The following is a 25,880-nucleotide window of genomic DNA, read 5'->3' as shown; positions in this document are numbered from 1 at the left end:
TGCCGGCTTCCCGACATGGACGCAAGCGGAAGCCGGCAGGCTCTCAATTCATCTAGAAGAAAGGCTGATCTCACCAGTGGAATGGTTCTCTGACATTAAAGTAATCATCTTCGATATGGATGGAACGCTGTATCAAGAAGACACCTTCATGGATCGTTATATCCGTTATTTGCTGGAAGGAACCGAATGGGAAGCGGAAACGGACAAGGCCGTTACGGCCTCAAGAAACATTTTATCCGGTACTCACAACGTACGGTTAGGCCAATTCTTTCATCGAACGGACCGAGTGGCGCTTGCCCATCGGGCCGGCAGGTTGATTCAAGGTTTTACGCCGGAAGGCGAGGAGCTGGACGGAGAGCAGTTCGCAGCGAAGTATGCGTCCTTATCGATTCATGATTCGAATCTGATCTACATGGGGGACCCATGGGTCATCGTTGGGGCGCTGCGCCATAGGTACGATATTCCCGAACAGAAAATGAAACAGGCTTTTGTGCAAGTGCGCGAAGAGATGCTCCTTAAGCCTTATCAATTCGGGCTTCATCACGAGCTCTTTGCAGCCATCCAGCATGTCACTGCTGTAGACCGCAAAGTATTAATGACCAATACGTACGAAAAATCCGGGATCGACTTTTTGCATTATATGCAAATACACCATATGTTCGACGAAATCTACTGTGGTGCAGATAAACCGTTTGGCATACAAACCTACATCCAGTCGCTCCTTGAACAGGGAGTCCGCGCGCATGAAATTTTATCGATCGGAGATAATCCTTGGAACGACTTATACCCGGTTCATGAAGCCGGCGGCAGAACTTGCTTTATCTCGCCATACCGGAGCGGGGACGAACGGCAATGGGATATTCGCCTGCATCGGTTGGAGGAGCTGGCCCAGCTGATGCGTGCGATTCAGAACGAAAAGGAGATGGGCGTATGGCAAGGATCCAACTAGTCAATATCGGCAAAAAGTATAAAGAAGAAACGATTATCAGCGGTTTGAATCTGACGATTAAAGACGGCTCGTTCACCGTTCTCGTCGGTCCGTCCGGCTGCGGCAAATCCACCACCTTGCGCATGATTGCGGGTCTTGAGAAGGAGAGCGAGGGGCAGATCTGGATCGGCGACAAATGTGTGAATGAAACGCAGCCCGGACTGCGTGACGTGGCGATGGTCTTCCAGAACTATGCGCTGTATCCGACGATGACGGTGCGCGAGAATATCGAATTCGGGCTCAAGAACAGGAAGGTGCCGAAGCCGGAACGCGAAGCGTTGATCCGGGATATTTGCGAAATCGTAGCCTTGACGCCTCATCTGGATAAAAAGCCGCAGCAATTATCCGGAGGACAGCGTCAACGGGTGGCGCTTGCCCGGGCGATGGTCAAGAAGCCGAAAGTGTTTATTCTGGACGAACCGCTCTCCAACCTGGATGCGAAGCTGCGCAACCAGATGAGAACGGAGCTGATCCAGCTTCATAAAAGGCTGGGCACCACGTTCGTTTATGTCACCCATGATCAAGTGGAAGCCATGTCGATGGGCGATGAGATCGTCGTCATGAACAAAGGGGTGATACAACAGTCGGATTCTCCGCTGAAGCTTTATCATGATCCGGATAATGTATTCACGGCGCAGTTCATCGGCACGCCGGCTATGAATATTTTTCCATTCGCCGACGTTCAAGGATTAAAGGTGGGGGCTTCCGCATCGATCGGTTATATCGGCTTCCGGGCCGAGCATGTCGTGATGCCGCCGAATCGTCCTGAAGACGGATGGGTGATTCATGGGGAAATCCTGACAAGAGAAAGTCTGGGAGCAGAAAATATTTATCAGATTCAGTCCCGTATGGGTACTTTCTTCGTTAAGGCGTTCTTGTCCACGCTGCAAACGGAAGATCATATCCAAGTCGTCGTTCCTTACGATAAACTGTACTATTTCGGTCATGACGGCCAAAGAATTCGCGATATAGAAGGCGGCGGTGTATAAGATGACAATGTGGGAGAGACTGCGTCCGTACGCGATGGTTACACCCGCGATTACTGTGTTTTCCCTGTTTTTTATATATCCGATCCTTTATATGATGTACCTGAGCATGTACGATTGGAATTTCATCAGTCCAACGAAAAACTTCGTCGGCCTGCAGAATTTTACCGATCTTCTGTCGGAAAAAGAATTTATTCAAGTGATATCGAATTCAACGATTTACACGATTTTAACGGTCACGTGCATCACGGGTCTCTCGCTGCTGTTAGCGCTCTGGTTAAATAAATCCGGCTTGTTTCCCAGCTTCGTCCAGGGTGCGATCTTCAGTCCGCATATCGTCTCTTGGGTATCCATCTCCATGATCTGGGCTTGGGTCATGGATCCGCAGTACGGCTTATTGAACTGGTTCATCGGTTTGTTCGGCTTCGGGAAGCTGGCTTGGCTCTCCTCGCAGAATACGTCTCTGATCTCGCTCGTCATCGTTGCGGTCTGGAAAGGGCTTGGCTACAACACACTGGTGTTCATTGCCGGCTTGCAAAGCATTCCCAAGGATATCTATGAAGCGGCTGCGCTTGACCGTTCCAAGCCTTGGACAACGTTCTACCGGCTGATACTTCCCATGTTGTCGCCGACGATCTTCTTCCTCGTGATCATCAACATGATCGGTTCGTTTCAGGTGTTCGAGACCATTGCGATTATGACGCAGGGTGGACCGGTCAATTCCACGAATACGCTCGTCTATTATATTTATGAGTATGGGTTCCGCTTCTTCAAGATCGGTTATGCTTCTGCGGCAGGCGTCATCTTACTGTTCATTGTCGGTGTGCTGACGATCATTTACTTCAAAATGATGTCCAAGCGCGTTCATTATCAATAGAAAGAAGGGAAACCCGTGAAAGCCGAGCAGACCATTCAACATTCCGATCGCAGCTTGATCTATGTCAAAAGCAAAGAAGAGATCTTATCGAGAACCCTGCATTACGCCCTGCGCGTCATCAGTGTGATCGGTATGATTGCCTTAGTGCTTGTGTTCGCCATGCCTTTTGTCTGGATGTTATCGACATCTCTCAAAACGCTCCCTGAAACGATGATTTTCCCGCCGAACTGGATTCCCAAAGATTTCATCTGGAGTAATTATGCCAAAGCTTGGGGCTCCGGCCCGTTCCTGCATTATATTAAGAACAGCTTCATCATATCGATCGGCATTCTCATCCTGCAGATGCTGACGATTATTCCGGCGGCCTACGCCTTCGCGCGTTATAAATTTATAGGCTCCGGCGTTTTGTTCGGCCTCGTGATGGTGACTCTGATGATTCCGTCGCAATTGATTTTCCTGCCTGTTTATTTGCAGCTGAGCGCCTGGAAGCTGCTGAATACGCATCTCGCTCTGATTCTACCTTTCGCATCCAGCGCCTTCGGTATTTTCCTTCTGCGGCAGTCGTTCAAGCAGGTGCAGGAGGAATTGATTGAAGCTGCGCGGCTGGATAGCGCTAAGGAGTGGCAAATTATTATGAAGCTCATGGTGCCTATGGCTAAGCCGGTACTCGCGACCTTCGCGCTGTTCAGCTTCATCGCCCACTGGAACGATTACTTCTGGCCGCTCGTCATGACGACGGATGAAACGGCGAGAACGCTGCCTCTGGGAATTGCCAAAATCCGCGAGGAAGAAGGCGTAGCCAACTGGAACGTGCTGATGGCCGGGAACATGATTCTGGTCACGCCGATTCTGATCGCATTCTTTTTCGCGCAGAGACATATTATTCGGGCATTTGTTTATACAGGGGTTAAATAAATAATCCTTGCTGTTGGAGGGAATGTTGATGAGAAGAGGCCTCGGTTCGGGGTCTCTTTTATTTGCCGCCGGTTTGTAATACTTTATCAAAAAATGTAGACAAATCTCCAAAAAAATATGTATTATTTGGTCTTAATATGATAATGTAGGTTAATATATAAATTCGGGGTGAAGAGCATGCAAACTACTGATGTCCAAAAAGTGCCAGCAACATACTCAAGAACAAATCCGTTTCAAGCGAAAGTGATCAAGAATGTCAACCTCAACGGTGCCGGTTCGAACAAAGAAACGAGACATCTCGAACTGTCGCTGCAAGGATCCGATCTTTCCTATCTGCCAGGCTATGCGCTGGGCATTCTCCCGCAGAATGATCCTGAGCTCGTGAGCGCTCTGATTGAAGTCATGAAGTGGGACGCAAGCACACCGGTTGCAGTGGGGAAAGAAGGCGAGACACTTCCCCTGCAGGAAGCATTGACGACGCACTTCGAAATTACGCTGCTTTCCAAGAAGATTGTACAATCAGCCGTGGCTTTCACGGATAACCAAGAGCTGCACAACCTGTTGTTGGCGGAGAATGCCAATCAGCTGAAAGAATATACGAATGGACGCGATCTGCTTGATCTATTGCGCGATTATGGTCCGTGGAAAGCTTCGGCGCAGGATATCGTCTCTCTTTTAAGAAAAATGACGCCGCGGCTCTATTCCATTGCCAGCAGCATCGCCGCTCATCCGGAGGAAGTGCATCTGACGATCGGTGCGGTTCGTTACACGGCTCATGGGCGTGAGCGCAAAGGCGTTTGTTCCGTTTTGGTTGCCGAACGCATCCAAGAAGGCGATACGCTTCCTGTATTTGTTCAAGCGAACAAACATTTCCATCTGCCGGAGTCCCCGGATCAAGCGATTATTATGGTGGGACCGGGTACAGGGATTGCACCGTTCCGTTCCTTCATCGAAGAGCGCGCTGTGACCAAAGCGACAGGCCAATCCTGGCTGTTCTTTGGAGACCAGCATGCGGCAACGGATTTCCTGTACCAAGAAGAGTTGGAGCAATACCAGAAAGACGGGGTTTTGTCGAAAATTGACGTAGCCTTCTCGCGTGACAGCGAGCAGAAAGTTTATGTCCAACACAAAATGCTCGAGAACAGCCAGGAGTTATTCGCATGGTTGGACAAAGGAGCTTACTTCTACGTTTGCGGCGATAAACTGAACATGGCTAAAGATGTTCATCATGCGCTTCTGGAGGTTATTGAGAAAGAAGGCAGCATGACTCGCGAAGAAGCCGAAGCGTATCTAAACGGTATGCAAGAGCAAGGACGTTACCAACGTGATGTTTATTAATAGATAGGTTCGAGAATGAGAAAGTGACTTCAATCCGCGTGCGGCGGTTGGAGTCACTTTTTTTGCGAAAGGATGCTTGACTTCCTAACGGGAGGATTCAATCTCTGCCCATCTTCTTTGGAGAGCGGTCAGGTCATCGATGAAATAACGCATTAAATTGGGGCGCCTCCTGACGGCTAACGGATGGTACGTAAAGCCGATGGGAAGCCCCTGGAACTCGTGCCAGCTCCCGCGAAGTTCCTTCACCGTGGCATTCTCCTGCCCTGGAAATACGGATTCGGCCACAACGTTCCCGAATCCAAACAATAGACGTGGCTTCTTCTTCAAGAGCTGCGTCTGCAGATGAGGCGAACAAGCTTCTCTAGCCGCAGGCTTATTATAAGCGCGGATGGGTCTGCATTTCAGCAAATACGTCACATAGACGGAATCAATGTTCAAGCCGGCTAAGCTCATGCCGTGCTGCAGCGTTTCGCGTGTACCGCATAGAAACGAATTGCCTTGCCGATCCTCCCGGGCTCCCGGATTATCCAGAATGAACAGGATGGGAGCGTCCGGATTGCCTTCCCCCCAAATGACACGACTCCGCTGGTTGGATAGCTCACATCGTTCGCAATGCTGGGCATTAACCGGTGCCGCTTCTTCGGGCAGGATCACATAAGGGGTATCCACTTGCTGTGACATGGCGATCTCCTTTCTTCGATAAAAATGAATTTCCCCCCCATGCATCATCAGATTGCCTATCACGGCATAACGTTATTATCGATTAGAATAAGCATATCCATCCCTCAGGGATAATATCGCCATAGGATTGAAGGGAGCAGTCACATGTTGTGGACAGTGGAGAAATTGCAGGCGCGAATTCTTGAACTTGAACCTTACCGCTATCGCGGCGAAAGGGCTATAGATACGATTCGAATCAAACGCGACGCCGAAGGAGCGATTGGCGCTTACCCGGCGGAAGACGGCGAATGGAGCGGCATTCAGATCGGAGACCGTTGGAAAGGGCGCGATGTGTATTATTGGTTAGCCGCCGATCCGCAGATTCCGGCAGAGTGGCAGGGTAAGAAAGTGCTTGGCCGGTTCAAGCTGGGGCAAACCGGTGACGGAACGAACAGCGGGTTTGAATCGCTTCTTTATGTGAATGGCGCGCCGTTCCAAGGCGTGGATTCCAATCATGAGGAAGTCTTCTTCCCCGACGAGCTGATTGGATCCGTTGTACAGCTTCGCTTCCGTTTATGGTCCGGGCTGGGCGGTTATCAGAGCTACCGTGAAATGGAAAGCCAGCTGGAACGGGTGTCCTTGTGCTGGCTGGACGAAGCTTGCGACGATCTTTATTACACGGCGAGAGCTTTGCTGGAGACGGTTCGGATCTTGGAGGAAAGCCGTCCTGAACGGCACGCGCTGCTGACTATGCTGGATCAGGCTTTCCTGTTGCTCGATTGGTCGAGGCCGGGAAGCGACGGCTTCTACAGCTCCGTGGCGATGGCGCAGGAACAGCTGAGCCGCACGCTCGCTTCCATGCCCAAGCTGCATGCGGTTGTCGTCCAATGCATCGGGCACACGCATATCGATGTCGCGTGGCTCTGGCAGCTGAAGCATACGCGGGAGAAGGCGGCGAGATCGTTCTCGACGGTACTGCGTTTGATGGAGATGTACCCGGAGTACGTATTCTTGCAAACACAGCCGCAGCTGTATGCGTACATCAAGGAAGATTATCCGCAAATTTATGAAAGCATCAAGGAACGGGTGCGGGAAGGCCGTTGGGAAGCGGGCGGCGCGATGTGGTTGGAGGCGGACTGCAACCTGGCTTCCGGGGAATCGTTGGTCAGACAGCTTCTGTACGGAACCCGTTTCTTCCGGGAAGAATTCGGCGTTGAATGCAAGTACCTGTGGCTGCCGGATGTATTCGGCTACAGCTGGGCGCTGCCGCAAATTTTGCGCAAAGCGGGCATCGAATCGTTCATGACGACCAAAATCAGCTGGAACCAATATAACCGCATGCCGCACGATACCTTCATGTGGCGGGGGATTGACGGAACGGAAGTGCTGACCCATTTCATTACGACGCCGGATCCCGGATCGAGCGAAGGGGCCTTTTACTATACGTATAATGGGAAAGTGACGCCGGCTTCGGTACAAGGTATCTGGGACGCGTACCGCGATAAGTCGCTGAATTCGTCTCTGCTCCTTGCCTATGGGTTCGGCGACGGCGGAGGCGGCGTCAACCGGGAAATGCTGGAGATGCGGCGCCGATTAGACCAAATCCCCGGCATTCCGGCCGTGAAGACGGGGCGCGCCGACGAATATTTCCGCGAGCTGCAGCAGCGGGTGGCAAGCACCGATTCCTACGTGCACACATGGGACGGCGAGCTGTATTTGGAGCTGCACCGCGGTACGTATACAAGTCAAGCTTACAATAAGCTGATGAATCGCAAGCTGGAGCTGCTGTACAGGGAAACGGAATGGCTGCAAGTGTTGAGCGGCGTTGCGAACGCGGCCGCGCATGCGGCAAGCGGCGAAAGCTCTCAGCTTCTGCATAAAGGCTGGACTATTATTCTGCGAAACCAATTCCATGACATCATCCCCGGCTCGTCGATTCGTGAGGTTTATGAGGACAGCAGGGTCGAGTATGGCGAAGCGCTTGCCCTCGGAGAGCAAGTGCGGAACCAATCCCTTGCTTACTTGACAGATGGTGGACAGGGCGGGGACCGGGAAGTGACGGTGTTCAACAGCGCTTCCTGGGAACAGACGGATATCGTTCGCTTACCCCAAGGGGACGCTGCCGCTCATGAGGTCTGGTTGGATGCCCGGAATCGTCCGCTGGAGACACAGTTGGTGGATGGAGAACGATGGGTGAAAGTAGCGGAGATCCCTTCGATGGGCTACGCGGTGATTCATCCGGCGGAAGCCGCGGATAGCCATGCGCCTGCGCCGAAGGCTGATGCCGATGTATTCCATTCGAAGGAGCGTGGTTTGGTCACGCCTTTCTATGAAATCGAATGGAATGCGAACGGTCAGCTCGAACGGCTCTATGACCGGCTGGCGAAGCGGGACATCCTCGCAGAGGGGCAGACCGGCAACCGGCTGGAGGTGTTCGAGGATAAGCCGAAAGGCCGGCACGAGGCATGGGACATCGACATTTTCTACACGGAGAAAAAGCGCGAAGTGACCCAGGTGACCCGCATGGAAGTGACGAACATCGGGGCTCTGGCCGCGATCGTCCGCTTCGAATGGGCGTATATGGATTCGACCATTATTCAAGATATGATCGTCTACGCGCACAGCCGACGAATAGATTTCAAAACGCATGTTCATTGGAACGAGCAGCGCCAGCTGTTGAAGGCGGCATTCCCGGTGCGAATCCGGGCGACGGAAGCGACGTACGATATCCAATTCGGCAATGTGAAGCGCCCTACGCATTGGAATACAAGCTGGGATTACGCGCGCTTCGAGACGGTCGGCCATCAGTGGGCCGATCTGTCGGAACGCGGGTACGGGGTCAGCCTCTTGAACGATTGCAAGTACGGCTATGACATCAAAGACAACGTGATGCGGCTGACGCTGATCAAGTCCGCCATGGTGCCGGATCCTACGGCCGATATCGGTGAACATCATTTCACCTATTCGCTGTTCCCGCATGCCGGCGATTGGTATGACGGGCGAACGGTGCAAGCCGCATGGTCCTTGAATAACCCGCTGACGAGCACCGGCGGTAAGCGTGCCGATGCCGAAGCGTCATTCAGCTTATTCCGTCTGTCCTGCGATCATGTCATGATCGACGCGGTGAAAGAAGCGGAGGATGGCGGCGGCGTCATCTTGCGGATTCACGAGTTCGCAGGCATCAGCGGGCAGCTGGAGATCGCGAGCGATGCCCGGATCGCATCCTGGCAGGAATGCGATCTGCTCGAACGTCCGCAGGGCGGGAAGTTGGTGAGCGCTCAGCTAGGCGTTCCTATGAAGCCTTATGAGATCAAGACTTTTATTGTCCATTTCCAATAAATTGTAGCGTCAGCAAGGCCGCAAATTCCTTTGCGGCCTGTTTGCTTTCGGTATTTATTGACAGGCGGTTGACCGGCTGTCGAAGACAGTTGAATTGTCACACGGACACAGTTGAATTACCACTCCCGCATCGCCGCGAGCTTGTAATATGCTTAGACTACTAGTTTAAGTATAAGGAGAAGATGTCATATGCGCAGAAGGGGTTCCCTGTTCAATTCCTATGTTTTTATTTTGCCAAGTCTGTTTCTAACTTTGGCGCTAGGCATATACCCGCTTATATGGGCGTTTCGTTATATGTTCTACGATTACCAGGGGTACGGTGAAGAGAAATTTATCGGTATCGATAATTTCACAAGATTGCTGCGTGATACGGAGTATTGGCACTCCGTGTACAACACGCTCATATATGCAGGCGGCAAATTGATTATCGTCCTGCCGCTTTCCCTCATCCTTGCCGTCATTCTGAATCGCGGCATCCGGGGCAAAGTGCTGCTCCGCGCCGTGTATTTCATGCCGACCATTATCAGTACTTCCGTCATGGCGATCGTCTTTTTCACGATATTCAATTCGTATAACGGCCTGCTCAATCAATTTCTATTGAAGTATGGCTTAACCTCCAAAGCGATCGATTGGCTCGGACCGGATTATGCGATGTTAACCGTTATTATTATGGCCGTCTGGGGCGCCATCGGTAACTATATGCTTCTGTTCATTGCCGGACTGCAAGGAATTCCGGACGATCTGTACGAAAGCGCCTCGATTGACGGAGCGAATGTCGTGCAGAAGTTCTGGTACATTACGATTCCGATGCTCGGACCGGTTCTGCAAATGATCGTGATGCTCGCCATCATCAACTCCCTGAAAGGCTATGAGAGCATTATGGTCATGACCGAGGGCGGACCTTTCGGTAAAACCGATGTCATGTACCTGTACGTGTACAAGCTGTTCTTCCCGGTTTCGGCGGCTTCTCCGACAGTCCAGCAGATCGGATACGGCAGCGCCGCAGGCTTCGTAACGGCTCTCATCGTCGGGGTCATTACCATTGCGTACTTCGCGATGTCCAAACGTTTGAATCAGGATTAACAAGGGAGGGTATACAATGATTACTAGCATGAACTCCGGCGGTTTCCGAGGCGGCCGTTTCATCGGGCATGGCATCAAATGGATATTTTTGATAGCGGTAGCCTTTTTCACGATATTTCCGATTATTATGGCGATCTTGGGTTCGGTCAAAACGAATGCGGAGCTGACGACGGGAGCTACCATCCTGCCTACCGTCTGGCAATTTTCCAACTACGCCACAGCCTGGAAGCAGGCTAATTTTGCCCAGTTTACATGGAACAGCCTCTTTATCAGCATCATCGTAACGATCGGAACGCTGCTAGTGGCTACGATGTCGGCTTATGCCGTGGATCGAACGCAGTTTCCTGGCAAAAGGCTTTACGTAGCTCTGCAGGCCAGCACGATGTTCATTTCCATTGGCGCCGTTGTTTTGATGCCTCAGTTCAATCTCATGGTGAAGCTCGGTTTAAATAAATCGCTATGGGGTGTTATCCTTATTCTCATCAGCTCGCATGCCGTGATCTATTTCATGCTGATCGGCTTCTTCAAGGCCATTCCCAAAGATCTGGACGAGGCGGCATACATCGACGGCTGCAATTTCTTCACGGTCTATTGGCGGATTATTCTCCCGCTTCTGCGCCCGGCATTGGGCGTTACCGCGTTGTTCACGTTCCGCGGCGCATGGAATGAGTATATTTTGCCCCTCGTCTTCACGATGACGAACCCGAAGCTGCAAACGTTGACGGTCGGCTTGGCGAATTTGCGCTACGGCATTGGCGCAGCAGCGGAGGCGCAGCTTATGATGGCCGGCGCTTGTCTGTCCTTCCTGCCCATTCTGGTCGTCTATGTGCTTGCGAACAAGTCGTTCATCCAGGTAACGGCCGGAAGTGTGAAAGGTTAAATTGATACAGAAACATACAAAACAGTTATTTTCCCCCACCTGGAAAGTTGATTTGTCCTTCACGGTTCAGCCGGATATCGAGTTATCATGAAAACAGTTACATGAGATGTGCATCACATTCCAGGAAGAGATAACAGGAGGGTTTCACGACATGAGTAAAAAGATCGTATTGAACGCACTGCTTGGAGTTACGTTGGTGGCTTCACTTGCGGCATGCGGCAGCCAAACCGATTCATCCGCTGCCAAAACGGGTGCGAGTGCCGCCCCTGCGGCAAGCGGACAGAAGACGAAGCTGAGCTATTGGACGATTGACCGTCACGATGCCGATTATATGAAAGAAGTCATCAAGAAGTTCAATGAGACGAACAAGGACAACATCGAGGTTGAGATGACGGTCATGGCCGATAACTTCAACCAATCGGTCGATATTGCTTTCGCCAGCAAGCAGGCGCCGGATATTCTTCGGACGAACGATTTCCCCGGCTTCGTGAAGAAAGGGTATCTCTTGCCGCTGAACGATATGATGACAGACGAAATGAAGAAACGGTATAATAATTTACTTGTAGAAGAAAGCAATATGGTCGATGGCAAAATTTACTCGCTTCCGAACACAGGGCAATACTGGCGGTTAATCTATAACGTCGATCTGTTCAAAAAAGCCGGCATCACCGAACCGCCGAAAACGATTCAGGAAATGGTTGAGGATGCCAAGAAAATTACGGAAGCCGGCAAAGACATCGGTGCTTACGGCTTCGCGGAAAACTTCAAAAATCCAAGCTCGGCCTTCTCGCGGATTGCCAATCCGATCGGTTCGCTCAGCGGTACTTCCGTAGTCGACGGTTACAATTACAAAACAGGCCAGTTCGATTTTGCGGCGTATAAGCCGATTGTCGATGCACTTCGGCAGATGAAGCAGGACGGCAGCATGCTGCCTGGCGTTGAATCGCTCGATATCGATCCGCTTCGCGCCCAATTCGCGGCTGGTAAGATCGGTATGTACTTCAACCACTCCGGCGAACCTGCCGTGTACCAAAGCCAATTCCCGACCAAAATTAACTGGAGCGCGGCACTGCCTCCAACGATTGACGGGAAACTGACAGGGACTGTGAACCTGGCCAATGCGGGTAACTATATCGGCATTAGCGCCAACACGCCGAACAAAGACAAAGCGTGGAAATTCATGGAGTACATTTATAACCTGAGCTTCCAGAAGGAATATCACGAGAAGGGTCTCGGGATCTCGATTGTGCCGGACGTTAACGCAGCGGCCCAGAAGCCGGCTATGCCGGGAATCGAAGGTTTCTTGCCGACGAAGTATGACGCTCTATATGCACCTTCACCAAGCGGTGTCGTAGAGACGAAGGTGGAAGGCACGAAATTAGGCAACGTCGTGATTAAATACATGCTCGAAGGCGGAGATTTGGACAAAATTTTGAGTGATTTGACTACCCGCTATAATACGGCATTGGAGAAAGCGCGTGCTGCGGGCGAGACCAAGATGAAGGCGGATCCGAATTTCGATCCGAACAAATTGCAGGGCAGCCTCGCGAAATAGGGGCAAAGTTTAATGGATACAATAGGAATGGGGCGCGCGGCCGAAAGCAGCGCGCTCTTCCTTATTATTGTGCGGAGAAGGGGGAGTCAGCTTGCATACATGGTTTTACCGGCTTTCGCTCCGCCGGCGGTTATGGATCTCGGTGTTGATGTTGACCGTCATCTCCATTTCAATAACGGGGATGATGTCTTATTGGATCGCCTTTCGATCGACAGAAAGCGAAGCGTTCATATCCAGCCAGAATACGTTGAATAAAACGGCGCGCGTGTTTGACGAGAAGCTCAGGCACATTATCGTGACCACCTCGTCGATGATGCTCAGCGATCCGTTCAGGAACGCGATGGAGGATGTCTTATCGAATAATTCGGCCTCCTACTATACACGGCTCTCTTCTTTGCAAACGCCGCTTGGGCAAATGAAACTGATCGAGCCCTCTATTCAATCCGTATTGATCTACACACCGGTTGGCGAAATGTATGCTACGAACGATTTGCGGAACGGGCAGGTGCGCTTCAAGGAGACGATCTTTGCCCGCTATCTGAATACAACCGACCGCGTCGTGTGGGTGGAAGACCATGAAGATCCTCTTTTCCAGGGGAAACAGAGGGTAATTTCGCTGGTGATGAAGCCCGTCACAGAGGCGGATGTCCGGGATGTGTACGTGGTGGTGAACGTGAATCAGGAGTTAATCGGCGGGGTTATCACGGATGACCTGCTGGATCCATCCCAAAATTATTATCTCATCACGAGAGATGGGGATACCGTACTTCCGTTAAGCAGTCAAAAAGCGCTGTTTCAAAGCGATCCCGATTTCATAAGCCAGCTGCAGCACGAGGATCGCGGTTTCTTCAAATATGACATCGCCGGCAGCAACTACCTCGTCAATTATTCGCGGCTCACGCTTGCGGACAATTGGATGATGGTCAGTGTGCAGAAGCAGTCGGATTTGCTCCATCAGGTGAATCGGATCAAAACGATTACGCTCTTGATCATGCTGTGCTGCGCCGTATTGGCTTTCGTGCTATCCAATGTCATGTCGAGCTTCCTGCTGAAGCCGCTGCATAAGCTGCAAGGGTTGATGAAGAAGGTTGAGCAAAATCAACTCGACGTGCGTTTTACGAGCAAATATGAGGATGAAGTGACGCAGGTCGGGTTGAAATTCAACCGGATGCTCGAGGAAATTGCTTCGCTCATTGAGGATGTGAAGGACGCCGAGTACGAGAAGCGCAAGATGGAGGTGAAAGCTCTCCAGGCGCAGATCGACCCGCATTTTCTGTATAACACGTTAAACACGATCATTTGGAAGTCGGAAACGTCGCAGAACCGGGATGTAACGGAAATGATTACGTCGCTGTCCTTAATGTTCCAGTTCGGTCTGAATGGCGGTAACGAGATGACGACTTTGGCCCGGGAAATCGATCATGTAAGGCAATATTTGATGCTGCAGCAGCAGTGTTACGAGGATCTGTTCGATTATACGATTAAGCTCGAAGATGAGTCTTTGCTGGAGGTTCCCGTTTTGAAAATTATTTTGCAGCCTTTGGTGGAGAATTCCATCCTGCACGGTTTTCAAAGTATTGAAGGGATGGGGAACATTCGGATTTCGATTTGGAGAACCGAAGACGAACTGCATCTTCAAGTGGAGGATAACGGGGAAGGCATGGATGTGCTGTCCGTTGATACGGATATGCGAAGGGAGCACTCGGCACCCAAAAGCTACGCGCTTCGCAATGTATATGGACGGTTGAAGCTATACTACGGCAACCAAGCGGACATCCGGCTTAGCAGCGAACCTTTCGTCTCCACCACGGTGAAACTAACTATACCATTGACAGGCGAGTGATGAAGCAGTGACGACCGAACTTAGAATGTGCGTAATCGACGATATCAAGACCGTGGTGCAGGGCATCGCGAATCAAATCAATTGGGAGACTTACGGCATTCGTATTACGGGCACGGCCAGCAATGGCGAGCAGGGGATCGAATTGATCCGGGAGACGGAGCCCCACATTGTACTGACGGATATTCGCATGCCGAAAAAAGACGGGCTGGAGATGACCCGGCAAGTGCTGGATATGTTTCCGCGAACCAAAATTGTGTTCCTCAGCGGTTATACCGACTTCGATTATGCGCAAGAAGCGCTGCGTTTGGGCGCATTCGACTATATCGTTAAGCCGTACACGCCTCAGAAAATTATCGATGTGGTGCTCAAGGCCAAACAGGCGGTTGAGGATGAAATGTCCGAGAAGCAGCGCTATCGTGAAATGGAAAGAAAGCTGAGGGAAAGCTTGCCGTATTTAAGGCAGGAATACTTCCAGCTGCTGCTGCAATTCCCTACGACGCCGGAACAAGCGCAGAGACGCTGGGATTTCTTGAACATCGCGCTTGAGCGGGAACGATTCATCGTCATGCTGATGGAAATCGATCAGTTTACCGAACAGACGGATGCGCTTCCGGTCCAGGAGGTGGAGCTGATCCGGTTCACGGTCCAGAACATTTTGGAAGAAAGCTTGACGGAGCATACCAAGGGATTCGTATTCCGCGATCACACGAACCGATTTGTCGCCATATTCAATCCGCCGGAACATATCAGCGTAGAAGCCATTGCAGAGAAATGCCGTGAGAACGTCAATCACTATTCCCGCTATACCATTTCGATAGGACTTGGAGAAGAAGTGCAGGAGATCCACCGGATCTCCTACTCCTACTCCCAAGCATTCGCGGCCCTCTCCTATAACTTCTATACGGGCGGCAATACCGTGTACAGCTACCGCCATATGAGTCCCGTCCCCCAATCGCTGCCCCGTTACTCTCCCGAGAAGGAGAAAGAGCTGTTCTATTGCATCAGGTCCGGGAACCTGCAGAAGGCGAGCGGTATCGTGGACGAACTGTTCGAGGAAACCGTCAATGCGTCGATGCCTCCGGCTCCGGAGGTCGTGAAGGGAATGTGCGACGAGCTCGCCTTCCTCATCAATCGGGTGTTCTCGGAGAAATTGACGCGCGAAGAGATGGAAGGGATCGAACGGCAGCTGTATCATATCACGAACCTTTCCTCGTACAAGCTGAAGGAGCTGCAGGATAACATCAAGGAGATGTGCAGGATCGGCTGCGAAATCATTCAGAAGCGCCATGTTGAAGATGTGAACCAGGTCGTAGAGCAGGTCATCGCCCATATCCGGCAAAACGTGGCCTCCAATATGACGGTCAATGATTATGCCAAGCTCGTCTATTTGAGCGGCAGTTACTTTGCCAATCTGTTCAAGAAAGTAACCGGGATGACCGTAACCCAATTCGTCACCTCCGAGCGCATGGAACAAACGAAAGCCATGCTCCTCGAAGGCAAGCAGGTGCAGGAGATCGCCCAAGCTCTCGGGTACGAGGACAGAAGGCATTTCAGCGAACTGTTCAAAAAGCATACCGGCATGACACCGTCTGAATTTAAGCAGCTGTACACAAATTGAAGTTCAAATCTAGCAAATGAGGTGCAAGTCATGCGTCATAAGTTTTCTTATGTGCCCCCGAAGAACGGGTATCCCGAATGGAATAACAACCCGGAAATATTCCAATTGAACCGAATGCAGGCTCACGCGACGTTAATGCCGTTCGCGACGTTGGAAGAAGCGCTGAAGGGGGACAGAAGCGGCTCGAACTATACGGCTTCGCTGAACGGCTTATGGAAATTCAGCTTCGCCGAGAACCCGGACAAGCGGATCGTCCCTTTCTACGAAGCCGGCTTCGATACGAGCGGTTGGGACGACATTCAAGTGCCGGGGCATTGGCAGCTGCAGGGCTACGATTATCCGCAGTATACGAATGTCAGGTATCCATGGGAAGGGAAAGAGGATATTAAGCCTCCGTTCGCCCCGACGAAGTATAATCCCGTCGGTTCTTATGCGCGAACGTTCACTGTACCGGAAGCTTGGCATGGCCAGCCAGTTTATATCAGCTTCCAGGGGGTGGAATCCGCCTTCTACGTCTGGGTGAACGGCGAAATGGTCGGTTACAGCGAAGATTCCTTTACTCCGGCGGAGTTCGATCTCACCCCTTATCTGCTTGACGGCGAGAACAAGCTGGCTGTTGAAGTCTATCGCTGGAGCGATGCCAGTTGGCTGGAGGATCAGGACTTTTGGCGGATGAGCGGCATTTTCCGCGACGTCTTCCTGTACAGCACGCCGAAAGCGCATGTGTATGATTTCCGTGTCGTTGCCGATCTGGATGACGCATACCGGCACGGCCATTTGCACATCCAAGCGACGGTGACGAATGCGTTCGGCGAGCGTCTGGGAAGCCACACGCTGGAAGCCAGCCTGTATGACAAGGCGGGGAACCGCGTACTGGCGCCGCTGACGGCGGACGTCGAGTTGAACGACGGACAAGAACGGCAGCTGCAGTTAGGCGCAAGCGTGGAGAACCCGCTGAAGTGGACCGCCGAGACGCCGAATCTGTACACGCTGGTACTGGCGCTGAAGGATCGTTCGGGGGAGCTCGTTGAAGCGGTGAGCTGCCGCGTCGGGTTCCGCAGGTTCGAGCTGGCCGACGGCTTAATGAAAATCAACGGCAAGCGCATCCTGTTCAAAGGCGTGAATCGCCATGAGTTTAACTGCGAGACCGGCCGCGCCATCGGGTATGACGATATGGTGCGCGATATTCAGCTGATGAAAGCTTATAACATCAATGCCGTCCGCACTTCCCATTATCCGAACCATCCGCTGTGGTACGATTTGTGTGACGAATATGGCCTCTATGTGATCGATGAAACGAATCTGGAGACACACGGCAGCTGGTCCAATTTCCAGGAAGAGGAAGGATGGACCGTCCCGGCGAGTAAGCCGGAATGGACGGCTAATGTCCTCGACAGGGCGAATTCGATGCTTCAGCGGGATAAAAACCATCCGTCCATTGTCATCTGGTCGTTAGGCAATGAATCCTGGGGCGGGGACAATTTCATCCGCATGCACGATTTCTTCCGATCCAATGATCCGACCCGTCTCGTTCATTACGAAGGCGTCACGCGCTGCCGCAAATCGGACGCGGCTTCCGATATGGAAAGCCAGATGTATACGCCGCCGCACAAAGTTGAGGAGTATGCGCGCTCCAACCCGAAGAAGCCTTTCATCCTGTGTGAATACAGCCATGCCATGGGCAATTCCAGCGGGAATCTTGTCAAATATACCGATTTGTTTGATCAATATCCGATTCTACAGGGAGGCTTTATCTGGGATTGGATCGACCAGGCTATTCGTACGACAACTCCGGAAGGCACCGCGTATTTGGCTTATGGCGGAGATTTCGGCGATACACCGAACGACGGCACTTTTTGCGGGAACGGTCTTTTGTTCGCAGATCGCCGGGTAACCCCCAAATTGTACGAAGTGAAAAAATGTTATCAGAACGTCAAGCTCGAGGCGGTTGATTTACAGCAAGGGCGGATTCGCGTTACGAACAATTATTTGTTTACGAACCTGATCGATTATGATTGTAAGTGGGAAGTGGCGAGAAACGGCTTGCCGATCCAGGAAGGGGATGCCGCACTGGCTGCAGAAGCAGGAGATGCTGTAGAAATTATAATTCCTTATGAACAGCCTGCCGATATGCGCGACGGTGAAGAGTGCACATTGACCGTAAGACTGGTGGAGAAAGCCGAGCAGGCGTGGGCGCCTGCAGGTCACGAGGTGGCGTTCGAACAGTACGTGCTCCCTGTTAAGACGCGTCCGGCACAACAAGCGGTCTCTCATCCCCTCCGGACGGAAGAGACGGAAGCCGCATTTATGGCATTCGGAGCGGATTTCCGTGTGACTTTCAGCAAGCTGACAGGCGATATGACTTCTTACCGTTATCAAGGCGTCGAGCTGATGAAAGAGTCGCCGAGGCCTAACTTCTGGCGGGCAAGCATCGACAACGATAAAGGGAACAAGCTCCCTGAACGCAGCGCCGCTTGGAGGGAAGCCGGACAAGAGCGCCAACTGCATGACATGCATATTCAGACCTATGCACATAAGGTTGAAATCGCGGTATCGTATCTGCTGCCGACGACACGCAGTTCATTGTGTCACTTGCAATATACCGTGTTGGGCAACGGCGAGATTCGCATTCGCGAAGAGCTGCAGCCAGGCCATAACCTGCCGGAAATTCCGGAGATCGGGATGATGTTCCAGCTTGACGGCAGCCTGGAGAACCTGAAGTGGTACGGCAAAGGCCCGCATGAGAATCATTGGGATCGCGCCGAAAGTGCAAGGTTAGGTATTTATGAGGGGAAAGTAGCTGACCAATACGTGCCGTATTTGCGCCCTCAGGAATGCGGGAACAAAACGGAGGTGCGATGGGCGGAACTCACCCGTGCCGACGGCATCGGATTGCGGATCGAAGGCGCCCCGGCCGTGGAACTGAACGCGCTGCCGTATACGCCGGCTGAATTGGAAGCGCACGATCATCTGTACAAGCTGCCTCTCAGCGACAAAGTCTCTTTGCGCGTGAACTACCGGCAGATGGGGGTTGGCGGCGACGACAGCTGGTTGTCGAAGACGCATCCTGAGTTTACGCTTTACGCAAACCGCAGCTATGCATACAGCTTCACGCTGAAAGGGATTATTCAATAATTCGTTGGGGGAATGAGCAGTGGCACTGAAAGCATCCATGATTGTAGACAAAGACTTCATTCTGGCAGAGGTTGATCCGAGAATATACGGTTCTTTCATTGAACACCTGGGCCGTGCGGTGTATGGAGGGATCTATGAGCCCTCCCATCCAACGGCTGACGAGCGGGGTTTCCGCAGAGATGCTTTGGAGGTCATTCGGCGGCTGCAAGTCCCCATCATTCGGTATCCCGGAGGGAATTTCGTCTCCGGCTACAATTGGGAGGATGGCGTCGGTCCGCAATCGGAGCGCAAGCGCAAGCTGGAGCTGGCTTGGTGGACGACGGAAACCAATCAGGTCGGAACGAATGAATTCGCCCAGTGGGCCAAGCTTGCCGGCACAGAGGTCATGATGGCGGTTAATCTCGGTACCCGTGGCGTGGATGCTGCGCGGAATCTGGTGGAGTACTGCAACCATCCATCCGGCTCTTATTGGAGCGACCTGCGCATTTCTCACGGCTACAAGGAGCCTCACAAATTCAAAACCTGGTGCTTGGGCAACGAGATGGACGGCCCTTGGCAAATCGGCGCCAAGACAGCAGTCGAGTACGGCCGGTTAGCCAATGAAACGGCGAAAGTGATGCGGTGGGTGGACCCGAATCTGGAGCTTGTCGCTTGCGGGAGCTCCAGCAGCGGGATGCCGACCTTCGCGGATTGGGAAGCAACCGTTCTGGATCTGACGTATGATCAAGTCGATTATTTGTCCCTGCATACGTACTACAACAATAATGCGAACGAATCGGACAATTTTCTTGCCCGTTCGATGGATATGGATCAATTCATCGGGACTGTAGCTTCCATCTGCGATTATGTCAAAGCCAAGAAGCGGAGTAAAAAGAAGCTGTATCTTTCCTTGGACGAATGGAATGTATGGAATTCGATCGGCACCAGCCGGGCGGATGAGCGCTGGCAGGTGGCGCCGCCCGAATTCGAGGATACGTATACCCTTGAGGACGCTCTTGTGGTAGGCTGCTGCTTAATTACGATGCTCAAGCATGCGGACCGGGTGAAAATGGCTTGTTTGGCTCAGTTGATCAATGTCATTGCGCCTATTATGACCGAGAACGGAGGACCTCTCTGGCTGCAAACGACGTATTATCCGTACCTCCATGCTTCCCTATACGGCAGAGGGAAAGTGCTGCACCCTGTCATCCGCTCGCCCAAGTACGACTCCAAAGATTATACGGACGTACCGTATTTGGAAGCCATTAGCGTCTATAACGAGGAGCAAAATCAAATTACGGTTTTCGCCGTGAACCGGCATCTTCAAGATACGCTGGACCTGGATATTAATCTTCGCAGCTTCGGTAAAGTCAGACTGGTCGAGCATTTGGTGCTTGAGCATGACAATCTGAAAGCGACCAATACCAAGGGACATCCGGACCAGGTTATCCCGCATAATCGCGGGAGCGCAAGATGCGAGGACGGACATATTCATGCCCGCCTGTCCAAAGCTTCCTGGAACGTAATTCGATTGGAAGTTATCCGTGCATAGGTAAAACAAACAAGGTCAATGATGTCGATTGACCTTGTTTGATTATTCGTATGTTTATCCGGATATGGACTCCATAAGAATGGCCAGTCTACCGCCGGCTACTTCAATGCTGCAGTGCCCGTTGGCATCCGGAGGATGAAGGGATTTGTCATGGAGGCTCCATACCGGAGAACGGGATGGAACGGAATACGCTTGTGCATGTTCCGCTCCGTTCACAAGCAGGAGGAACAATACTTGCTCGTCCCGGAGCACCTTGTACATCCTGCAATCTGATGATTCGGGATCAACCGGACTATCAAGTACGGTAACGGTCAGCCCCGACGATGCACCCGATCTCGGATAAAGCAAGGCCAAATAATCGTTGCCGTTATCGCCGCTTATTCGAAAATGTTCCTGCGCCGCTAACGGATAACCGCCGGATACAGCTCCCAAATCCGTAGCTGCCGAAAGGCTGTCCGGCTGCAGGAAGGTGACTTCCAGTTTCATATCATTCAAGCCGTGTGCCGTGATGCGATTCCCCTGTACCTCCGACGAGGAGCTCATCGTATGCAGATTCCAGACGCTGCTTCTCTGGCTGCGGATATGATCCCAGACGATATAGACGTCGGCGCCGGCTTTCACATAAGCGAAGTGGCGGCGGTAGGCTTCGGCATTCACATCCGGGATGAAGCTGCGGACATAATCCAGCTGCTCCGAGAAGACGACCTCCTCGCAAATGCTCTGAAACGGTCCGTTCTGCACAGTGCCCGCCTCGTCCGTGAACTGAACCACGTTATGCGCATGGCCGTTCACATACCAGTGACGGTCTCCGTTGTAATATCCGCCCGTTCCGGGATCCAGGGTCAGAGGGGTGCCGTTGGCCCATAGGGAGAAATGGCCTTCATCATGATGAGCATGATAGGTGAGCGGGGATGTCTCGAAAATAGCATAGTTCTCCCGGTTCCACTTACCGAAATGCTGCCGGAAGATGACATACCCGATCCCCTCATAATGAACGGATGCCAGATCCGGCGCTTCCTGCGCAAGCTCCGGCTGCGGATAGAGAAGCGCGAGCAGTGTGCAGGGATGTGCACCCGTATCCCGGACCACGCCGCCGCCATGCTGCCAAGTCCACATCATCTCCCGGCTTAGCCGCGAATCCGAATTCGCGTAGAAAGGGGCGGCATAGGCGAACAATCGGAACCACTGGTCATCTACCGTCGAATCGCCGACAGCAGGAGATAGGAGGGCGGATGCCCGTCCCGGACCGCCATGAACGGCATCCTTCGGGGTCACCGTGCCGATTAAGAACCGGTACATGTTCTTGACCTTGTCGCGGGACCAATAATTAATCCCCCTTAGACGCTGCAGCAGCGTGAAAAATAGAAAGTAGCGGTGCAGCACAGCGCCGTGGTAGCGGATATTTTCCGGCCATGCGCCGTCCCGATCGACCACATGGTCCAGCTGCCAATCGACGACGGCGCAGGCATGCGCCAGATAAGCGTCCGCCTGCTCCTCCTCGGGGAAGACCAAGGCATAGATGCCGAGGCACGTGGCGCGGTCCGCATTCCAGTTGCTGCGCTTGCCTCCCTTCTCATCCGCAAACTGCTCCAGATCGAACCGGTAATAGCCGGTATCCATCATCAGTCCGGCCATGTAACGGAAGTGCGACCGGATTCCGGCGTCTTCCTCCTGCGGAATGACCCCGGAATCCGCGATCTGGTCATAGATGACCGAGAGCACCGCGATGCCCCGTCCGATATGGACCGCTCCGTAGTTATCATCCACATGCCAGCCTGTCGCCTTGAATATATCCATGCCTTGGCACATATCCGGCAGCATGTACAGGAGCTTCCGCTTGGCTCGCTCCGCATATGCCGCATCCCCCGTCACCATATAGACATTGGCATCCGCTCCGGCTGTCTCCAGCAGGGCGGCCCAGATCGTAGGCGTCTTGCGGTTAAATGGCGGCGATGTAAGCTTCATGGTCATGGGCAGCCCTGCGGCATCCAGAAACTCGACTTCCACGAACACGCCTAAGGATAAAGGTTCGTCCAAGCGAAGCATCTTCTGAATGCTGTAATGCTCCAGAGCACGTACGGGAACCGCTTCAGCATAAGCCAAAGTAACCCAGTCGTCATGGGTGGTGTTCTCCGCACAGAAGATGTGCCCTTGTCCGGGGGCCTCGGATGGTTGGAGGAAAGCCGAGCTAGAAGAGGCACGCGACGTAACGGACCACCCGGCTAGCCCTTGCGCGAAACCGCCGTTCGACAGCGGAATCGAAAGTCCCCGTTCCGAATGAGTCAGCTGCAGCCGTTTGATTCGGGCTTCGCCCTTCCCCCGAATATGGATAGCGATCCGGATCCATCCGGCGTTCGCCGGTGTTCGGAAGACGAACGGATCCGTTCGGAAAGCGCCTCTCAGGTGAATAGGCAAAGACTTCTCCGTTCTTGCGTAGGCATCGGATAGCATCACCTGACGCTCATATTCCTCCCGCAGCTCCGGCTGTGCGGCAATCCTGCTGCGGATGCTCGCCAACTGCCCGGCCTCATAGCAGGCGAAAGGGCGTTTGACCGTCTTCCTCGTAGTGTGGCTTCTCATGTGTATGGACCTCCCGATCACGTTGATTCACTTTCGTTTCTACCAATATAGCATCAGCTTGTGAGCGAGAGAGAGGGACAAATCCCGGATGGAAGTGGGGGAAAGCAACTGAAAAGTTCACGCCAATTAGTTAGAACTCAGCCCAAACCAAAAAGCATGCTGCAAATCCAGCATGCTTATCTGTGATGGCTTTCTAACTTTCGGGTTACCGGAATATACTGTCAGGCACGTAATAAATTTTTTGGGTATTTGTTTTATTCACGGGGTCAGTAACGATGGTAAAGTAGACGTTGCTGTTCTTCGTCTGTACGCCTTCGATCTCATGCGTTCCCACATTTGTAATACGGACAAGCGTCTTGAATGCGCCGGTGTTGGACATCATCGCAATCTGCGGCGTTTCGGTTTCCGCTCCGCCGGACGTATAGATTTCCGTACTGCCTAACAGATCGGCGCCTTGGAAAGATTCGTTCGGTCTGACGATCGCAGTGCCCGACTGCGTAAAGTTGGTCACGCACGCGCTCATCGCCGCCGCACTGTCCATGCGGACCTGCTCGTTGGCGTCAAGCAGTTGGTTCAAGGCGACCGTGTCATAAATGGACCATGTGACGTCGCCGTTCTTCGTTTGCACACGGAAAACCGTATGCGTGCTGTTGCCGCCGGCGTCCACACGGTACGTCTCGCCTAAGCTCGTGCCGGTCTTATTGGCATAATTCATATAAGTGAAGCGGTGAAGATCCGTATAATCATAGGTCGCACCGGCTGCGTATTGAAGTCTGGCTACTTGAAGCGACCAGTAATTCGTTGTATCGGGGTCTGCTTTGGAGCTGAAGTAGAAATAATTAATGTCGTTGTAGGTGTACATATCCAGCGTTTGGCAGTGCCCCGCATTGGTGACGGTCATTTCATCAACGTAGTTGGCGTCGGTTCCGTTAATGAGCAATCTGGACAGATAGCAGGTGCCCCCGGACCGCTGGGTTACGTAAAGATACGTTGACGCAATATAGGCTTTTTGAACGGCCACGTTGTGTTTAAGGCCTTTGAGGTTATAAGCGAGCGTTGCCGAAGCGTTGACGGTTTTCTGAGGTGTTGCTGCGAACGCGGGCATAACGGACATTCCCCCAATCAGGATGGAGAGAACAACAGAGAAGAGAAGTTTCAATCGCCATTTCATAAGGCTCAATGCTTGAACTCGAAACATTCGAATACCTCCTTTGGTGGGCAATTCTTTACGACTGATCCTATGCTGCATGCTGTTTGGCCGTAAGCTGCGAACGGCACCTCCTCCTGTCGGACGAGTCCGGTGAACACAATAAAACCCGAGCAATAAGATCAGCTCGTTAACGAGCCAATCCAATTGTTCGGGTTTCTCAAGGACTCCAACCGTCACCTTAGTATTTACTTAGGGGTGTATCGCAACGCGAATGGTCGCGATTACAAATTCATGCTATCAGTTTGAATTCTGAAAGTCAAGCGATTCGGTCGTCACGAGGGACCTGGACCCGCTGGCAGATACCCATGCCTTAGCAGCGAGCGATCGAGCGGCCGGCTCCTCGGCTTTGAGCCTCGCAGGGCGGGATACCTGAACACCGGTTATCGGGCGAACCAGACTTTAGATCTGCCGACAAGGAAGATAGCGGCTAGCCCCCAGGCCCACACGATGACTTCGACGAACCATAACGGCAGCATCTCGGCTTGATACAGGCCGGCAAAAAAATCGATACACGCATGGATCAGAACCGCATACAGCAAGTACACGATCTTGCGCGTCCGAACGCCATACAGAACGATCAAAGATAAGGCCATCTGGATACTTATCGCCGGAATGCGCTCGAACGCCCCAAGCCAGTATTCAACCTGCGTTGTTTGCAGCATTTTGTCTTTCAGGGCTTGGAAGAGCGCTATTTGCTCGGACGTCGCTTCGGTGCCGAAGGACTGCTCGAATACACCGGCGTTCATCATGGTAGCAAGCACGATACCGACGATACCCAGCAAGACGCCAATCAGCAGCACCTCCATGCCGCCGTGTCCGATCCCGAACGCAATGCCGTCTTTGCGCTCCTGGCGCTTTCGCAGAAGGAGCGAGAACCCGACCCAACGTCCGGCATTTTCGAAAATACCTGCGGCAAGACCGCCGTAGACGGCCATGAGCCAAGGGTTGGCCAGCCATTGCGCTGTGGTGCGGTTGCCTGAGAACATGTAAGCATGCAGCAGTTGTTCCAGAACCTGCGAGAATACAAGGAAGACAACGATGCCGGCACCGACCGCACGGAAAGAGATTTGAAGCGTTCGCTTGTAGTAAAGGAGCAGAAAAAGAATGAGTGCAATTCCAATAATGACTTGAACGATCATTGCCATGATCGAGCCTTGATGGACCATGTCCTTCACTCCTTGTTCTATGTATTTGCCGCCCAATAAGGGGGCTCGCTTCACGATCTGAATGAAATCCCATGAAGTGTGATATTGATATGATATCACTTTTGGAAATAACTTCAAGTTATTTTTTGAGATGTTGGACACAAAGGCAAAAGAAAATGACCGGTCAAGCGGGGAGC

General features: G+C 52.4%; 17 protein-coding genes. 13 read left to right on the top strand and 4 right to left on the bottom strand.

Features of this window, described 5'->3' with window-relative positions; genetic code table 11:
• Nucleotides 1-76: 76 nt before the first annotated feature.
• From PUT07_RS19335 to PUT07_RS19315, 5 genes are all read left to right on the top strand, one after another.
• Nucleotides 77-949, top strand: coding sequence for an HAD family hydrolase (locus PUT07_RS19335; RefSeq protein ID WP_274470007.1), 873 nt, complete (start codon nucleotides 77-79; stop codon nucleotides 947-949).
• Nucleotides 931-1,977 carry an ABC transporter ATP-binding protein gene (locus PUT07_RS19330; RefSeq protein WP_274470005.1) on the top strand — a complete coding sequence of 349 codons (1,047 nt, stop codon included), beginning with the start codon at nucleotides 931-933 and terminating at the stop codon, nucleotides 1,975-1,977. Before PUT07_RS19335 ends, PUT07_RS19330 begins: the two co-directional genes overlap by 19 nt.
• 7 nt (nucleotides 1,978-1,984) lie before the next feature.
• On the top strand, nucleotides 1,985-2,851 hold the full coding sequence (locus tag PUT07_RS19325; protein ID WP_379240365.1) for a carbohydrate ABC transporter permease: 867 nt from the start codon (nucleotides 1,985-1,987) through the stop codon (nucleotides 2,849-2,851).
• Nucleotides 2,852-2,983: 132 nt separating this feature from the next.
• Nucleotides 2,984-3,766, top strand: coding sequence for a carbohydrate ABC transporter permease (locus tag PUT07_RS19320; protein WP_274470886.1), 783 nt, complete (start codon nucleotides 2,984-2,986; stop codon nucleotides 3,764-3,766).
• Between the two features lie 177 nt (nucleotides 3,767-3,943).
• Nucleotides 3,944-5,104, top strand: a complete 1,161-nt coding sequence (locus PUT07_RS19315; protein WP_274470002.1) for a sulfite reductase subunit alpha — start codon at nucleotides 3,944-3,946, stop codon at nucleotides 5,102-5,104.
• A gap of 84 nt (nucleotides 5,105-5,188) precedes the next feature.
• On the opposite strand, the gene PUT07_RS19310 is transcribed toward PUT07_RS19315, so the two are convergent.
• A complete protein-coding gene (locus tag PUT07_RS19310; RefSeq protein ID WP_274470001.1) occupies nucleotides 5,189-5,785 on the bottom strand; it encodes a uracil-DNA glycosylase in 597 nt (198 codons plus the stop codon).
• Between the two features lie 144 nt (nucleotides 5,786-5,929).
• On the opposite strand from PUT07_RS19310, the gene PUT07_RS19305 reads away from it, so the two are divergent.
• The 8 genes from PUT07_RS19305 to arfA all read left to right on the top strand — a co-directional run bounded on the left by PUT07_RS19305 (nucleotide 5,930) and on the right by arfA (nucleotide 20,748).
• Nucleotides 5,930-9,103 (top strand): alpha-mannosidase, encoded by a 3,174-nt coding sequence (locus tag PUT07_RS19305; protein ID WP_274469999.1) that lies wholly within the window; start codon nucleotides 5,930-5,932, stop codon nucleotides 9,101-9,103.
• 189 nt (nucleotides 9,104-9,292) lie between these two features.
• A complete protein-coding gene (locus tag PUT07_RS19300) occupies nucleotides 9,293-10,186 on the top strand; it encodes a carbohydrate ABC transporter permease (protein WP_274469997.1) in 894 nt (297 codons plus the stop codon).
• A 28-nt stretch (nucleotides 10,187-10,214) separates the two neighbouring features.
• Nucleotides 10,215-11,066, top strand: coding sequence for a carbohydrate ABC transporter permease (locus PUT07_RS19295; protein WP_379240363.1), 852 nt, complete (start codon nucleotides 10,215-10,217; stop codon nucleotides 11,064-11,066).
• A 151-nt stretch (nucleotides 11,067-11,217) separates the two neighbouring features.
• A complete protein-coding gene (locus PUT07_RS19290; RefSeq protein WP_274469995.1) occupies nucleotides 11,218-12,621 on the top strand; it encodes an extracellular solute-binding protein in 1,404 nt (467 codons plus the stop codon).
• A 91-nt stretch (nucleotides 12,622-12,712) separates the two neighbouring features.
• Complete coding sequence (locus PUT07_RS19285) at nucleotides 12,713-14,464, top strand: sensor histidine kinase (RefSeq protein ID WP_274469994.1); 1,752 nt, start codon at nucleotides 12,713-12,715, stop codon at nucleotides 14,462-14,464.
• 7 nt (nucleotides 14,465-14,471) lie between these two features.
• Entirely contained in the window at nucleotides 14,472-16,082 is a 1,611-nt protein-coding gene (locus PUT07_RS19280) for a response regulator (protein WP_274469993.1), read from the top strand.
• A 30-nt stretch (nucleotides 16,083-16,112) separates the two neighbouring features.
• Nucleotides 16,113-19,217: a glycoside hydrolase family 2 TIM barrel-domain containing protein gene (locus PUT07_RS19275; protein ID WP_274469992.1), complete on the top strand. Its 3,105-nt coding sequence runs from the start codon at nucleotides 16,113-16,115 to the stop codon at nucleotides 19,215-19,217.
• A 37-nt stretch (nucleotides 19,218-19,254) separates the two neighbouring features.
• Nucleotides 19,255-20,748, top strand: coding sequence for an arabinosylfuranosidase ArfA (gene arfA, locus PUT07_RS19270; protein ID WP_379240361.1), 1,494 nt, complete (start codon nucleotides 19,255-19,257; stop codon nucleotides 20,746-20,748).
• A gap of 54 nt (nucleotides 20,749-20,802) precedes the next feature.
• On the opposite strand, the gene PUT07_RS19265 is transcribed toward arfA, so the two are convergent.
• From PUT07_RS19265 to PUT07_RS19255, 3 genes are all read right to left on the bottom strand, one after another.
• Nucleotides 20,803-23,328 carry a heparinase II/III domain-containing protein gene (locus PUT07_RS19265; protein ID WP_274469989.1) on the bottom strand — a complete coding sequence of 842 codons (2,526 nt, stop codon included), beginning with the start codon at nucleotides 23,326-23,328 and terminating at the stop codon, nucleotides 20,803-20,805.
• A 205-nt stretch (nucleotides 23,329-23,533) separates the two neighbouring features.
• Nucleotides 23,534-24,526 carry a helveticin J family class III bacteriocin gene (locus tag PUT07_RS19260; protein WP_274469988.1) on the bottom strand — a complete coding sequence of 331 codons (993 nt, stop codon included), beginning with the start codon at nucleotides 24,524-24,526 and terminating at the stop codon, nucleotides 23,534-23,536.
• A gap of 392 nt (nucleotides 24,527-24,918) precedes the next feature.
• Nucleotides 24,919-25,704, bottom strand: coding sequence for a YhfC family intramembrane metalloprotease (locus PUT07_RS19255; RefSeq protein WP_274469986.1), 786 nt, complete (start codon nucleotides 25,702-25,704; stop codon nucleotides 24,919-24,921).
• Nucleotides 25,705-25,880 lie beyond the last annotated feature (176 nt).

It is taken from the genome of Paenibacillus sp. MAHUQ-63 (genome assembly GCF_028765165.1).
Classification (GTDB): Bacteria; Bacillota; Bacilli; order Paenibacillales; family NBRC-103111; genus Paenibacillus_E.
Note: the sequence above shows the minus strand (reverse complement) of the source record. Positions and strands in the feature narration are given on the sequence as shown.